Annotated in this window: 12 protein-coding genes; 10 read left to right on the top strand and 2 right to left on the bottom strand. The window is 62.7% G+C overall.

The genetic code is table 11. The annotated features are described in order from the left end of the window. The first annotated feature begins 7 nt into the window (after window positions 1-7). The 3 genes from NP503_RS17505 to NP503_RS17495 all read left to right on the top strand — a co-directional run bounded on the left by NP503_RS17505 (window position 8) and on the right by NP503_RS17495 (window position 2945). The gene (locus tag NP503_RS17505; protein WP_127271852.1) at window positions 8-463 is read left to right on the top strand and encodes a GNAT family N-acetyltransferase; all 456 of its coding nucleotides are present in this window, start codon (window positions 8-10) and stop codon (window positions 461-463) included. Continuing rightward, window positions 463-2028 carry an amidase gene (locus NP503_RS17500; protein WP_127272495.1) on the top strand — a complete coding sequence of 522 codons (1566 nt, stop codon included), beginning with the start codon at window positions 463-465 and terminating at the stop codon, window positions 2026-2028. Before NP503_RS17505 ends, NP503_RS17500 begins: the two co-directional genes overlap by 1 nt. 125 nt (window positions 2029-2153) lie before the next feature. Further along, window positions 2154-2945 carry a YdcF family protein gene (locus tag NP503_RS17495; RefSeq protein ID WP_127276740.1) on the top strand — a complete coding sequence of 264 codons (792 nt, stop codon included), beginning with the start codon at window positions 2154-2156 and terminating at the stop codon, window positions 2943-2945. Here the strand turns inward: NP503_RS17495 and NP503_RS17490 are convergent. Continuing rightward, on the bottom strand, window positions 2924-3637 hold the full coding sequence (locus tag NP503_RS17490) for a DUF599 domain-containing protein (protein ID WP_027161543.1): 714 nt from the start codon (window positions 3635-3637) through the stop codon (window positions 2924-2926). The two genes, NP503_RS17495 and NP503_RS17490, sit on opposite strands and share 22 nt — an antisense overlap. A 178-nt stretch (window positions 3638-3815) precedes the next feature. On the opposite strand from NP503_RS17490, the gene NP503_RS17485 reads away from it, so the two are divergent. The 4 genes from NP503_RS17485 to NP503_RS17470 all read left to right on the top strand — a co-directional run bounded on the left by NP503_RS17485 (window position 3816) and on the right by NP503_RS17470 (window position 7247). After that, window positions 3816-5219, top strand: a complete 1404-nt coding sequence (locus NP503_RS17485; protein WP_127269560.1) for an L-serine ammonia-lyase — start codon at window positions 3816-3818, stop codon at window positions 5217-5219. Between the two features lie 76 nt (window positions 5220-5295). After that, a complete protein-coding gene (locus NP503_RS17480) occupies window positions 5296-5733 on the top strand; it encodes a DUF1489 family protein (protein WP_013531780.1) in 438 nt (145 codons plus the stop codon). 84 nt (window positions 5734-5817) lie between these two features. Continuing rightward, on the top strand, window positions 5818-6549 hold the full coding sequence (locus NP503_RS17475) for a VWA domain-containing protein (protein ID WP_164749086.1): 732 nt from the start codon (window positions 5818-5820) through the stop codon (window positions 6547-6549). After that, window positions 6549-7247 carry a DnaJ domain-containing protein gene (locus NP503_RS17470; RefSeq protein WP_127272505.1) on the top strand — a complete coding sequence of 233 codons (699 nt, stop codon included), beginning with the start codon at window positions 6549-6551 and terminating at the stop codon, window positions 7245-7247. The genes NP503_RS17475 and NP503_RS17470 overlap by 1 nt, the downstream gene beginning before the upstream one ends. A gap of 46 nt (window positions 7248-7293) precedes the next feature. Here the strand turns inward: NP503_RS17470 and NP503_RS17465 are convergent, their stop codons facing one another. Beyond that, window positions 7294-8703, bottom strand: coding sequence for a D-alanyl-D-alanine carboxypeptidase (locus NP503_RS17465; RefSeq protein WP_127269294.1), 1410 nt, complete (start codon window positions 8701-8703; stop codon window positions 7294-7296). Window positions 8704-8988: 285 nt separating this feature from the next. Here NP503_RS17465 and NP503_RS17460 point away from each other — a divergent pair, with 285 nt between their 5' ends. The 3 genes from NP503_RS17460 (at window position 8989) to clpA (ending at window position 12419) form a co-directional block, all read left to right on the top strand. Continuing rightward, window positions 8989-9318 carry a phasin family protein gene (locus NP503_RS17460; RefSeq protein ID WP_013531776.1) on the top strand — a complete coding sequence of 110 codons (330 nt, stop codon included), beginning with the start codon at window positions 8989-8991 and terminating at the stop codon, window positions 9316-9318. Window positions 9319-9614: 296 nt separating this feature from the next. Beyond that, window positions 9615-9944, top strand: coding sequence for an ATP-dependent Clp protease adapter ClpS (clpS, locus tag NP503_RS17455; protein WP_023812950.1), 330 nt, complete (start codon window positions 9615-9617; stop codon window positions 9942-9944). Between the two features lie 6 nt (window positions 9945-9950). Continuing rightward, on the top strand, window positions 9951-12419 hold the full coding sequence (gene clpA, locus NP503_RS17450) for an ATP-dependent Clp protease ATP-binding subunit ClpA (RefSeq protein WP_127258970.1): 2469 nt from the start codon (window positions 9951-9953) through the stop codon (window positions 12417-12419). Window positions 12420-12582 lie beyond the last annotated feature (163 nt).

Below are 12582 nucleotides of genomic sequence, written 5' to 3'. Positions count from 1 at the left end.
TCCGCCGATGGCAATCGAGATCGCCATTGAGACGCCGCTCCAGGACGACCTGCGCGGGCTGGTCACCGAACTCAACGAGACCTTGCTCGAACTGACGCCGCCGGAGCATTGCTACCATTTGACGGTTGAGCAGATGGCCGGTCAGGACACGACGGTTTTCATCGCCCGCGATAAAGGCCTGGCCATCGGCTGCGGCGCGCTGAAGCGTCATGACGGCGCCATTGGCGAGGTCAAGCGCATGTATATCAGGCCGTCGCATCGCGGCCAGAAGATCGGCGCGAAAATCGTTGAGCGGGTCGAGGCGCTGGCGCGCAACGAGGGACTGAAGCGACTGGTGCTGGAGACGGGCGATCGTCATCCCGCGGCGTGGACAGTCTACGAACGCGCCGGGTTTTCGCGTTGCGGCCCGGTGCTGGATTATCCCGATTCTGAGTGGTCGGTGTTTTACGAAAAGAGCCTTTGATGAGCGACCTGACCCAGCTGACGATTTCACAGGCCCGCGCCAAGCTGCGCGGCAAGGAAATCACCGCGACCGAGATCACCGAGGCCTATCTCGGCGCTATCGAGCGCGCCAATCCGGCGCTCAATGCCTATGTCGCCGTGACCGGCGACAAGGCGCGCGACATGGCCAAGGCGTCCGACGCCAGGCTGGTCAAGGGCGAGGGCGGTGCGCTGGAAGGCATTCCGTTGGGGATCAAGGACCTGTTCGGCACCGAAGGCGTCCACACGCAGGCTTGCAGCCATGTGCTCGACGGGTTCAAGCCGCGCTACGAATCGACCGTTACGTCAAATCTGTGGGCCGACGGCGCCGTTATGCTCGGCAAGCTCAACATGGACGAGTTCGCCATGGGTTCGTCCAACGAGACGTCCTACTATGGTCCGGTCATCAATCCGTGGCGGCGCTCGCGCCTCGATACTGCGGTGATGCCGACGACGCATCAGGGCGATGGCGGCTTCGTCTCGGCCGGCGGCACGAGGGCCGTGCGCAGCCTGGACAATGCGCAGTTGGTGCCGGGTGGCTCTTCCGGCGGGTCGGCCACGGCAGTCTCCGCCTTCCTGTGCGCCGGCGCGACCGCGACGGACACTGGCGGCTCGATCCGCCAGCCGGCCGCCTTCACCGGGACGGTCGGCATCAAGCCGACCTATGGCCGCTGCTCGCGCTGGGGTATCGTCGCGTTCGCCTCGTCGCTCGACCAGGCCGGCCCGATCGCGCGCGACGTGCGCGATGCCGCGATCCTGTTGAAGTCGATGGCATCAGTCGATCCGAAGGACACGACGTCGGTCGACCGGCCAGTGCCGGATTATGAGGCGGTGATCGGCAAGCCCATCAAGGGCATGAAGGTCGGCATTCCCAGGGAATACCGCGTCGACGGCATGCCCGAAGAGATCGAAGCGCTGTGGCAGAAGGGCATTGCCTGGCTGAAGGACGCCGGCGCTGAGATCGTTGACATTTCCCTGCCGCATACGAAGTACGCGCTGCCTGCCTACTATATCGTGGCGCCCGCCGAGGCTTCGTCCAACCTCGCCCGCTATGATGGCGTCCGCTACGGATTGCGCGTGCCGGGCAAGGATATCGTCGACATGTATGAGAAGACCCGCGCCGCCGGTTTCGGCCGCGAGGTCAAGCGCCGCATCATGATCGGCACCTATGTGCTGTCGGCCGGCTATTACGACGCCTACTATCTGCAGGCGCAGAAGGTGCGCAATCTGATCAAGCGGGATTTCGAGACGGTCTTCGCCGCCGGCGTCGATGTCATCCTGACCCCGGCAACGCCTTCCGCCGCCTTCGGCGTCGCCGATGAGGACATGGCTGCCGATCCGGTCAAGATGTACCTCAATGACATCTTCACCGTCACGGTGAACATGGCCGGCCTGCCGGGCATCGCCGTACCCGCCGGGCTCGACGCCAAGGGCCTGCCGCTCGGGCTGCAGCTGATCGGCCGGCCGTTCGACGAGGAAACGCTGTTCCAGACCGCCGCCGTCATCGAGCAGGCCGCAGGCACGTTCCAGCCGGAGAAGTGGTGGTAGGGACGTCGCTCGTCTAGCGCATGCCCTGAAAGTCGGAATCGATTTTCGGAAGGATCCTGCGCAAAATCAAAGTGTTAGCGTCCTTTGAGCGCCCACGCCCGCGCGGCGCTGCAATGGGGTGAGCGATGTTCTTCTACCTGTCCAAGATCTTCTGGTTCTTCATCCAGCCGCTCAACCTGGCGATCTTCCTGCTGCTGGCGGGACTGCTCGCGGCCATGATCGGGCGCCGGCGGCTGGCGGCCACCGGCAGCTTGCTGGCATTTCTGATCCTTGCGCTGTCAGCCTGGACGTCGCTCGGCGCCATGATGCTCAATCCGCTGGAAGAGCGCTTCGCGCGCCCGCCGCTGCCGGCAAAGGTCGACGGCATCGTCGTGCTCGGCGGCGGCTTTGAGGGCGCCATCAATCTGGCGCGGGGCGGCTATGAGTTGAACAGCAGCGGCGATCGGATGGTCGAGACCGCAGTTCTGGCCCGGCGCTTTCCCACCGCCAAGGTGGTCGTCTCCGGCGGCACCGGCGCGTTGTTTCTCGATGGCGAGGGCGATGCCGCAACCGCGCCGCGCCTGCTCACCGCGCTTGGCGTGGCCGCCGATCGTCTGATCCTGGAGAACAAATCCCGCAACACCTATGAGAACGCGGTCTTCACCAAGGAGTTGGTCACGCCGAAGCCCGGCGAGACCTGGCTGCTCGTGACCTCAGCCTTCCATATGCCGCGCGCCAAGGCGCTGTTCGACAAGGCCGGCTTCGCCACCGTTCCCTGGCCGGTCGACTATCGCACCTCGGGCAAAGAAGGCATCGGGCTGTTCCGCGATAATCCGGCCGACTCACTGCAGGCCACCACCATGGCCATCCGCGAATGGATCGGGCTTTTTGCCTATTGGCTGTCTGGCCGGATCGATCAGCCTTTTCCAGGCGGCTGACCGATCACCGCCTGCCTGGCGGCCGAGAAGAACTGGCGCCGCACCAGAACGGCCAGCAGCAACAGCGTCGACAACACGAACACCATGGGGTCGACGAACCAGCCGAGATAACCGATCGAGAAGAACACCCCGCGCAGGCCGGAGTTGAAGTGCTTTCCGGCCAGCATGTTCATTTGCGCCGCACGCCACACCGCCGTTTCGGTGACAGGATTGCGTGAGGCTTCGCCATGCGGGATCGGCACGGCGCCGATCAGGATCGTGCAATAGTTGAACAGCCGGTACGCCCAGCCGAATTTGAAGAACGAAAACGCCAGGATCAGCACCAGTCCGAACACCTTTATCTGAAAAGCCGCGCGCGACGGCGCGCCACCCAAGGGCAGGTCGCTGAGCACTTCAAGAACCCGGTCGGACGCGCCGAGCAAGGCAAAGCAGCCGCCGATCGCGATCAGCGAGCTGGAGGCGAAGAAGGCGGTGCCTTGCTGCAGCCCGCTCATAATGGCGGTGTCGACGATGCGGATCTCGCGCTCGGCCATGGTCCGCATCCAGGCTTGCCGCTGTGCATTCATCGCCGTCGTCAGCGACATGCGGCTGACCAGCTTGCCGTCGGAGGCGAACGTGTGCAGCAGCCACGCGACGAGGAAGAAGGCCAGCGCCGCGAGATCGGCTGTCGAAAGATCGAGGGAATCGCCCATGGACTGAATTTATCACATTCAGCGCAATCGCTTCGATGTCCGCATACAGCGATCGTACCAATGTCGCTGCCGGAGCAAACAAGGTCGGCGGGTGCAGCGCCGCGATTTCCAAAAGAGCGGAAACATCGTGGGAATTCCTATATGTAGTCCTCGACCTGACTCCAGGAGACAACGCCGCGTGTTCCTTTCGGTTTTCGACCTGTTCAAGATCGGCATAGGACCGTCGAGTTCGCACACGATGGGGCCGATGACCGCCGCTGCGCGGTTTCTCGACGAGGTCGCGGGAAATGACTGGCCGCGTCCGGCGGGCGTCAAGGTCGACCGGCTTGGCGCAAGCCTGCACGGGTCACTCGCCTACACCGGTATTGGCCACGGCAGTGATCGCGCCGTCATGCTCGGCCTTGCCGGTCTGACGCCGCAGACGGTCGATCCCGACCAGGCCGATGGCATTGCCAGCCGCATCGCCGCCGAAAAGCGCATTTCGCCGCCCGGCCATCCCTCCTATCGCTTTGATCCGGCCACCGATCTGGTGCTGGACCGCAAGACGCCGCTCACCGGTCACGCCAACGGCATGGCGTTCTACGCCTATGACGCCGGCGGCCGCCTGCTGCTCAAGCGGATCTATTATTCGATCGGCGGCGGCTTCGTGGTTTCCGAAGAAGAACTGCAGCGGATGAAAGCCAAGGGTTCGGTGACAACCGAAGGCAAGAAAGTGCCTTATCCGTTCAAGAATGCGGTCGAGATGCTGGCCATGGCCGGCAAAAGCGGTCTTTCCATCGCCGACATGAAACGCGTCAACGAGGAAACGCAGATGACGCGCGAGGAGCTCGACGCCGGCCTCGACGGAATCTGGAGCGCCATGAAGGGCTGCATCGACCGTGGCCTGTCGCAGGATGGCATCATGCCGGGTGGGCTGAAGGTGCGCCGCCGTGCCCGCATGCTGCACGATAAGCTGCAGGAGCAGTGGCAGCAGAACAAGCCCAATCCTTTGCTCGCCAATGACTGGCTGTCGATCTACGCCATGGCCGTGAACGAGGAAAATGCCGCCGGCGGCCGCGTGGTCACCGCGCCGACCAATGGCGCTGCCGGCACGCTGCCGGCGGTGCTGCGCTACTGGCTGCATTTCCATCCCGAGGCGGACCAGCCGAGCATTCGTGATTTCCTGCTGACGGCTGCCGCCGTTGGCGGCATCATCAAGACCAACGCATCGATCTCGGGCGCCGAGGTCGGCTGCCAGGGTGAGGTAGGCTCCGCGTCGGCGATGGCCGCAGCGGGCCTGTGCGCCGTCATGGGCGGTACGCCCGAACAGGTCGAGAATGCCGCCGAGATCGCGCTCGAACATCATCTCGGCATGACCTGCGATCCGGTTGGTGGTCTGGTTCAGGTGCCGTGCATCGAGCGCAATGCGCTGGGCGCGGTCAAGGCGGTGACGGCCGCGTCGCTGGCCATCAAGGGCGACGGCATCCATTTCGTACCGCTCGATGCGGCGATCGAGACCATGCGCCAGACCGGCCTCGACATGAACGAGAAGTACAAGGAAACCAGCCTTGGCGGGCTTGCAGTCAACGTCGTGGAGTGCTGAAGGCTGGCCTAAACCGCCGCTGTGGAGAAGTCGATCCGGTCGTTGACGCGTTCGCGTGCGGGACTAACCTTAAGCGATGTCTCTCAATCTCATAAAACTCTGTGTCGGCTGCGACAGCGTCGAGGATCTCGAAGAGTGGATCGCCTTCCGCCTCGACGAGCGGCGGCGCGCCGGTGAGCCGGTCGAGCAGTATCACACCACCCGCATGATGCCGACACGCGGCGCCGAGGTTACCGATGGCGGTTCGCTCTATTGGGTGATCAAAGGCAATGTGCAGTGCCGCCAGTTGATCACCGAAATCCGGCCGTTCACCGACAGTGAAGGCATAGGCCGTTGCCATCTGATACTCGACCCCGAGGTTGTACGCACCGACTGGCAGCCGCGCCGGGCTTTTCAGGGCTGGCGCTACCTGAAACCGGCGGACGCGCCGCTCGATCTGGGCAAGGGCAAGGCCGGATTGATCGAGATGCCGCCGAAACTCAGGCGCGAGCTGGCCGATCTCGGTCTGCTCTGACCCCAGGTGGCATCACCGCCTGGCCCTTTGCACCGCCCGATGTGGGGCTTGCAAGCGATGTGGCAACGCCACATCTTGTTTTTCATGAGTGATAAGAAGCAGCCTGTGCCAGCGAGGACCAGTCCTGCGCCGGTCAAGCCTCAATCCAACGCCGGCGAGATCGACGCCTTCATTCGTCAGGCGAGGACACTTGCCGCGTCGGCGACCGGTTCGGGCAGGCTGATCCTTGCCCTCGACGCGACGATGAGCCGCCAGCCGACCTGGGATCTGGCCTGCACGCTGCAGGGCCAGATGTTCGACGCAGTCGGCAAGGCCGGAACCCTCAGCGTGCAACTGGTTTATTTTCGCGGCCTCGGCGAGTGCCGTTCGTCGGCTTTCGTGAGCGACACCAATGCCTTGAAGCAGCTGATGACGCGGATCGAATGCCGCAGCGGCCACACCCAGATCGGAAAGGTCCTGACGCATGCGCTGAAACAGACGGCGGCCGCCAAGGTCAATGCGCTGGTCTACATCGGCGACGCGATGGAAGAGAATATCGACGATCTGGCCGAAAAGGCCGGCAGCCTCGGCCTTCATGGCGTTCCTGTCTTCGTGTTTCAGGAAGGCCATGATTCCGGCGCGGAAAAGGCGTTCAAAGAGATTGCGCGGCTTTCCAAGGGGGCTTGGTTCCGATTTGATCGGCGGGCTGCCGCGACCTTGGCAGGGCTGCTTTCGGCCGTCGCCGTGTATGCGACCGGCGGGTTGAAGGCGCTCGAAGCCAGGGGCAGGCCGGAAGACCGGCTGATGATCGAGCATCTGCGGGGCGGCGGAAAATAATGGGCGCAATCATCGCTTTTGTAGCGTTGCTTCTGCTGCTTCTCGGCGCGGTGACGATCTTTCTGCGTGCCGAGCCGGCGAAACTGGCGAGCACGCTGCGAACGCTCGGGCCGGCTCTTCTGGCAGTTGTCGGCGTCGCCGTGCTTGTGGTCGGCCGTGAAGGCATCGGCGGCATGATTCTCACCGGGGCAATTGCCTGGTATGGTTCCATGCGAATGAAAGGCCAGCCGGCCGGCCTTGCCCCGGGCAAACGCTCGACGGTGCGCACGGCGGCATTGGAAATGGAGCTCGATCACGATACCGGCGGCCTCGAAGGACTGGTCCTGGCTGGCCGCCACGAAGGCAAGATGCTTGGCGCGATGGGGCTGGCGGAATTGCAACACCTCTACCGCGAACTCTCCAGCGACCCGGAGAGCCGACAGCTGCTAGAGACGTATCTTGACGGCAGATTTCCCGTCTGGCGCAAAAACGCTGAGACGAACGGTGGCGAAGGGCTGGGTGTTGCGCCAGGTCCGGGCGCCATGACTAAGGAGGAGGCCTACAAGGTCCTTGGTCTTGAAGCGGGGGCCGCCGCGGCGGATGTCCGCAAGGCGCACCGCCGCCTGATGCAGCGCCTGCACCCCGATGTCGGCGGCACGTCTTTCCTGGCGGCGCGGATTAACGAAGCCAAGGACGTCTTGCTCTCCAATCACAACTAGTCTCCTTCGACGCAGAATTTTTCCGGGAGATGGCTTGCACGCCGTCCTACTGCTGGACGGCGTAGCACTCGATGTTCTTCTTCTTCAAAGCGGTACAGGCCTTCCAGGCGGCGGTCTTCGAACCGAAACCACCGAAGCGGGCGCGGTAATAGGTGACGCCATCCTTGTCGAAGGCGACAGTGAAACCGGAAGCGTCCGCCAGCACCTTGGGCGCCTGCTTGGTGGTCTTGTCGAGAAAGGCCTGGGCCTCGGACTGCTTGGGCGACGAGGCGACCTGAATGGCCCAGCCCGACGGCACCGACGCGGTGTTGACCGGGTCGACAGCCGCCGGCGTCGGCTCGGCATAGGCCGCTACCACCTGGGCCGTCGCGACCTGGGGGGCTGAAACGATGACGGTCTTGACCTTTCTGGTCTTGACGACGGGAGCTGCTTCCTCGGCCTGCGCGGTGTCGTCTTCGGCGACCGTGGCGTCCTCGGCAACGATGGCATCGTCCTGCGCTATGACAGGCTTGTCGTCCGGTGTCGGAGCGTCATGCTTGGGCAGAAGAACCTTGGCGAGGGCGGTGATCGGGTTATTGCCACCGGCCTTGGCGACCAGATCGCCACCGCCGCGAGTCGATGCCCTCGGCAGATAGGTGTTGATCAGGTTGGCCATCTGATTGTCACGGCTGCCGCCCGAGGTGCCGCCCATGACCACGCCGACGATGCGGCGATTGCCATCGGAAACCGACGAGACGAGGTTGAAGCCGGAGGCGCGGGTGTAGCCCGTCTTGATGCCGTCGACACCCTTGATACGTCCAAGCAGGCGGTTGTGGCCGTTGATGCGCTTGCGTCCGTAGAGAAAGGAGCGCTGCGAGAAATAGCCGTAATACTGCGGAAAATGCTCGCGCAGCGCGATGCCGAGCGTCGCCATGTCGCGCGCGGTGGTGAACTGGCCGGGGTCGGGCAGGCCATTGGCGTTTCTAAATACGGTGCCGTTCATGCCCAGCGCACGCGCCTTGGCGGTCATCATGCGGGCAAAAGTGGTTTCATTGCCGCCGAGCATTTCGCCGAGCGCGGTGGCCGAGTCGTTCGCCGATTTGGTGACGATCGACAGGATCGCGGTCTCGACCGTGACGGAACCGCCCGGCTTCACGCCAAGTTTCGTCGGCGCCTCGGCGGAGGCCTTGGCGGAAAACACCACTGGCGTGTTCCTGCTGATCTTGCCCTTCGCCATCGCTTCGAAGGTCAGATACAGCGTCATCATCTTGGTCAGCGAAGCTGGGTAGCGCCTGCCGTTGGCATCTGCGGAGTAAAGCACCTTGCCGGTCTTGGCATCCACGACGATGGCCGCCTGCCTGGCCGCCAGCGACGAGGCAACGTCGCCAAAAACGAATGTCATCGCCAAGGCGACGATCATCATCGTTTTGAGAGGGGAGGTGGATTTGGAAACGATGCCCAACAACGCCTTACGCACTGGTACTTCCCTTGGATTTCTTCGTTGCGTTGGAGGCGGCAAAGGGTCCTGCCTCGCTTCCGGTCAAGCTACCGGCGCAGCGTTACCAATCCGTTTATGGTAACCGCCGCGTTCACCATTTTCTTCGGGCTTGAGGTTCTCTTTATTCGATTTTTAGCCATTGGCTGCGCAGGCGGGCCCGCAAGCCCGCGGAATCTTGACTTTTGTGCGGCGCACAATATATTATCTTGCATTGCACAAGGGCGCCCCGAAGAAGGACGCTTCAACCGTCAAGGGAATCGTGAAATGACCCAGACCTATGAGGACTTCAGCAAATACGGCAAAGAGTTCGCCGACACCGGATTGAAGAGCTTCGCGTCGCTGTCCAAGGGCGCGCAGGCGATTGCCACCGAGGCTGGTGAATACACCAAGAAGAGTTTTGAAACCGGCAGCGCCACTGTGGAGAAGCTGTTTTCAGCCAAGTCGCTGGAAAAGGCGATCGAGATCCAGTCGGACTACGCCAAGCAGTCTTATGAGGCGTTCGTCGCCGAGGCCACCAAGATCGGCGATCTGTATGCCGAACTCGCCAAGGAAGCTTACAAGCCATTCGAATCGATCGTTGCCAAGGCGAAGTAATTTCGCCCGGGCGAACTGATTTCGCCTGACGTGACCCAGATTGAGCCTTTGAACCCGAGAAAAAGCCCGGCCGCGGAAACGCGGCCGGGCTTTTTCGTGTCAATTTTCGCTCCAGAGCCTCGCGCCCCTTCACGATTGCGAAAATCGTCCAAGTTTGGTGACCTAGCCATATTGTCAGCTAACCAGAAGGGCTTAAAATCGTACATCGAACACCTACATGTCGAACTCGCATGGGGAATCGAAAGAGGCAGGAATACGTGACTTCAGGTTTGACTGCCACGAGACGCGTGGTGCGAATGCAAGACGGCGACGGTAACGGCAATGGGGCCGGCCGTGGGACGGCCGTCATCACGCGCACCAAAACCAAGACCAAGAAGCCCAGCCTTTATCGGGTCCTCATCCTCAACGACGACTACACTCCGATGGAGTTCGTGGTTCACGTGCTGGAGCGTTTTTTCCAGAAGGATCGCGAAGCCGCCACACGCATCATGCTTCATGTTCACAATCATGGAGTGGGCGAGTGCGGGGTCTATACATTCGAGGTGGCCGAGACCAAAGTGTCCCAGGTCATGGATTTCGCCCGACAGAATCAGCATCCGCTGCAATGCGTGATGGAGAAGAAGTGAGGTAACATGCCGGCTTTCTCCCAAGGCCTGGAAAAGGCGCTTCACCAGGCGCTGACGCTCGCCAATGAGCGGCACCATGAATATGCAACCCTAGAACATCTGCTGCTCGCGCTCATCGACGACACCGAGGCGGCCGCCGTCATGCGAGCCTGCAATGTCGATCTCGATGAGCTCAAGCATACGGTTCTCACCTATATCGACACCGAGCTCGACAACCTCGTCACCGGTTACGACGAGGACTCCAAGCCGACGGCCGGTTTCCAGCGCGTCATCCAGCGCGCGGTGATCCATGTGCAGTCGTCCGGCCGCGAGGAAGTATCGGGCGCCAACGTGCTCGTCGCCATTTTCGCCGAGCGCGAGAGCCATGCCGCCTATTTCCTGCAGGAACAGCAGATGACCCGCTACGACGCGGTCAACTACATCTCGCACGGCATTGCCAAGCGTCCGGGCGCGTCAGAGACACGCTCGCCGCGCGGTGCGGACGACGAGCAGGGCGGCCAGAACGGCGCCGAGCCGCAAGAGGAAGGCGGCAAGAAGAAGCAGCAGCAGGATGCGCTGACGGCTTATTGCGTCAATCTCAACAACAAGGCCAAGGCCGGCAAGATCGACCCGCTGATCGGCCGCGAATCCGAGATCAACCGCACCATCCAGGTGCTGTGCCGCCGCTCCAAGAACAACCCGCTCTATGTCGGCGACCCCGGCGTCGGCAAGACTGCGATCGCCGAGGGCCTGGCCAAGCGCATCGTCGAGGGCGACGTTCCCGAAGTGCTGCACAACGCCACCATCTTCGCGCTCGACATGGGCACGCTGCTCGCCGGCACGCGCTATCGCGGTGATTTCGAGGAACGGCTGAAGCAGGTCGTCAAGGAGCTCGAGGATTATCCCGGTGCCGTGCTGTTCATCGATGAGATCCACACGGTCATCGGGGCAGGGGCGACATCAGGCGGCGCCATGGATGCGTCCAACCTGTTGAAGCCGGCGCTGTCATCGGGTGCGATCCGCTGCATCGGCTCGACCACCTACAAGGAGTTCCGGCAGTTCTTCGAGAAGGACCGTGCCTTGGTGCGGCGCTTCCAGAAGATCGACGTCAACGAGCCGACCATCGAGGACGCCATCGAGATCATGAAGGGCCTCAAGCCCTATTATGAGGAGTTCCACAAGGTGAAGTTCACCAACGAGGCGATCAAGGCCTCGGTGGAACTGTCGGCACGTTACATCAACGACCGCAAGCTGCCGGACAAGGCGATCGACGTGATCGACGAGACCGGCGCCTCGCAGATGCTGGTGCCGGAAGCCAAGCGCAAGAAGACCATCGGCATCAAGGAGATCGAGGCGACGATCGCCACCATGGCCCGCATCCCGCCGAAGACGGTTTCGGCCGACGACGAGAAGGTGCTTCAGGGCCTCGATATCGAGCTGAAGCGCGTCGTCTATGGCCAGGACACCGCGATCACCGCGCTGACCTCGGCGATCAAGCTGGCGCGTGCCGGCCTGCGCGAACCGGAGAAGCCGATCGGCTCCTACCTGTTCTCGGGTCCGACCGGCGTCGGCAAGACCGAAGTTGCCAAGCAGTTGGCCGCGTCGCTCGGCGTCGAGCTGATCCGCTTCGACATGTCGGAATATATGGAACGCCACACCGTCTCGCGGCTGATCGGCGCGCCTCCGGGCTATGTCGGCTTCGACCAGGGCGGTCTTCTGACGGACGGCGTCGACCAGCATCCGCATTGCGTGCTGTTGCTCGACGAGGTCGAGAAGGCGCATCCGGACCTGTTCAACATCCTGTTGCAGGTGATGGACCACGGCAAGCTGACCGACCATAACGGCAAGCAGATCGACTTCCGCAATGTGATCCTGATCATGACCACCAATGCGGGCGCGTCGGATGCGCAGCGCGCGGCGATCGGCTTCGGCTCGACCAAGCGCGAAGGCGACGATGTCGAGGCGATCAACCGGTTGTTCACGCCGGAGTTCCGCAACCGGCTCGATGCGATCATCCCGTTCGGCTCGCTGCCGGTGCCGGTCATCCATCAGGTGGTGCAGAAGTTCGTCATGCAGCTCGAGGCCCAGCTTTCCGAGCGTGGCGTCACCTTCGACCTGTCGGCGGATGCGATCGCCTGGCTCGCCGACAAGGGCTATGATGAGCGCATGGGAGCGCGGCCGCTCGGCCGTGTGATCCAGGAGCACATCAAGAAGCCGTTGGCCGACGAGGTGCTGTTCGGCAAGCTCAAGAAGGGCGGCACGGTGCGCGTCACCGTCGAGAAGAAGGAAACCGGCGAGACCGGCCTGAAGCTCGAATCGCTCGCCGACGAGGCGCCGGTGAAGCCGAAGAAGGAAGAGCCGGAAGAAACGCCGAAGCCCAGAAAGGCCGTGGCGAAGAAGCCGGCGGCCAAGAAGCTGGTGGCGCAGAAGCCCGAAGCCAAGGGCAAGGACGGCGGCAAGCGCAGTCTCGTCCCGCAACTGCCCAGAAAGAACTGACCTTGAGGAAAGTCGAAAAGCCCCGGAAACGGGGCTTTCAGACTGCTGACAAACCCCTGGCATTTGCTGGGGGTTTTTGATTCACTGGGTCATGTTGAAGCGACCCGCCCCTGAACAGACCGCGCTCGAGATGGTGACGCTGGATCAGTTGGTTCCTGCCGAT

Origin of the sequence: Mesorhizobium sp. SEMIA396 (genome assembly GCF_024518615.1) — a bacterium.
In the GTDB taxonomy this organism is placed as follows: Bacteria; Pseudomonadota; Alphaproteobacteria; order Rhizobiales; family Rhizobiaceae; genus Mesorhizobium.
The sequence above is the reverse complement of the archived record's forward strand: the minus strand, read 5'-3'. Positions and strand labels throughout refer to the sequence as shown.

What these genes read in the sequence shown, in the direction of transcription:
- NP503_RS17505 (WP_127271852.1), top strand. Translation starts at nt 8, where the DNA reads ATGGCAATCGAGATCGCCATTGAGACGCCGCTCCAGGACGACCTGCGC.
- NP503_RS17500 (WP_127272495.1), top strand. Translation starts at nt 463, where the DNA reads ATGAGCGACCTGACCCAGCTGACGATTTCACAGGCCCGCGCCAAGCTG.
- NP503_RS17495 (WP_127276740.1), top strand. Translation starts at nt 2,154, where the DNA reads ATGTTCTTCTACCTGTCCAAGATCTTCTGGTTCTTCATCCAGCCGCTC.
- NP503_RS17490 (WP_027161543.1), bottom strand. Translation starts at nt 3,637, where the DNA reads ATGGGCGATTCCCTCGATCTTTCGACAGCCGATCTCGCGGCGCTGGCC.
- NP503_RS17480 (WP_013531780.1), top strand. Translation starts at nt 5,296, where the DNA reads ATGTCTCTCAATCTCATAAAACTCTGTGTCGGCTGCGACAGCGTCGAG.
- NP503_RS17475 (WP_164749086.1), top strand. Translation starts at nt 5,818, where the DNA reads ATGAGTGATAAGAAGCAGCCTGTGCCAGCGAGGACCAGTCCTGCGCCG.
- NP503_RS17470 (WP_127272505.1), top strand. Translation starts at nt 6,549, where the DNA reads ATGGGCGCAATCATCGCTTTTGTAGCGTTGCTTCTGCTGCTTCTCGGC.
- NP503_RS17460 (WP_013531776.1), top strand. Translation starts at nt 8,989, where the DNA reads ATGACCCAGACCTATGAGGACTTCAGCAAATACGGCAAAGAGTTCGCC.
- clpS (WP_023812950.1), top strand. Translation starts at nt 9,615, where the DNA reads ATGCAAGACGGCGACGGTAACGGCAATGGGGCCGGCCGTGGGACGGCC.
- clpA (WP_127258970.1), top strand. Translation starts at nt 9,951, where the DNA reads ATGCCGGCTTTCTCCCAAGGCCTGGAAAAGGCGCTTCACCAGGCGCTG.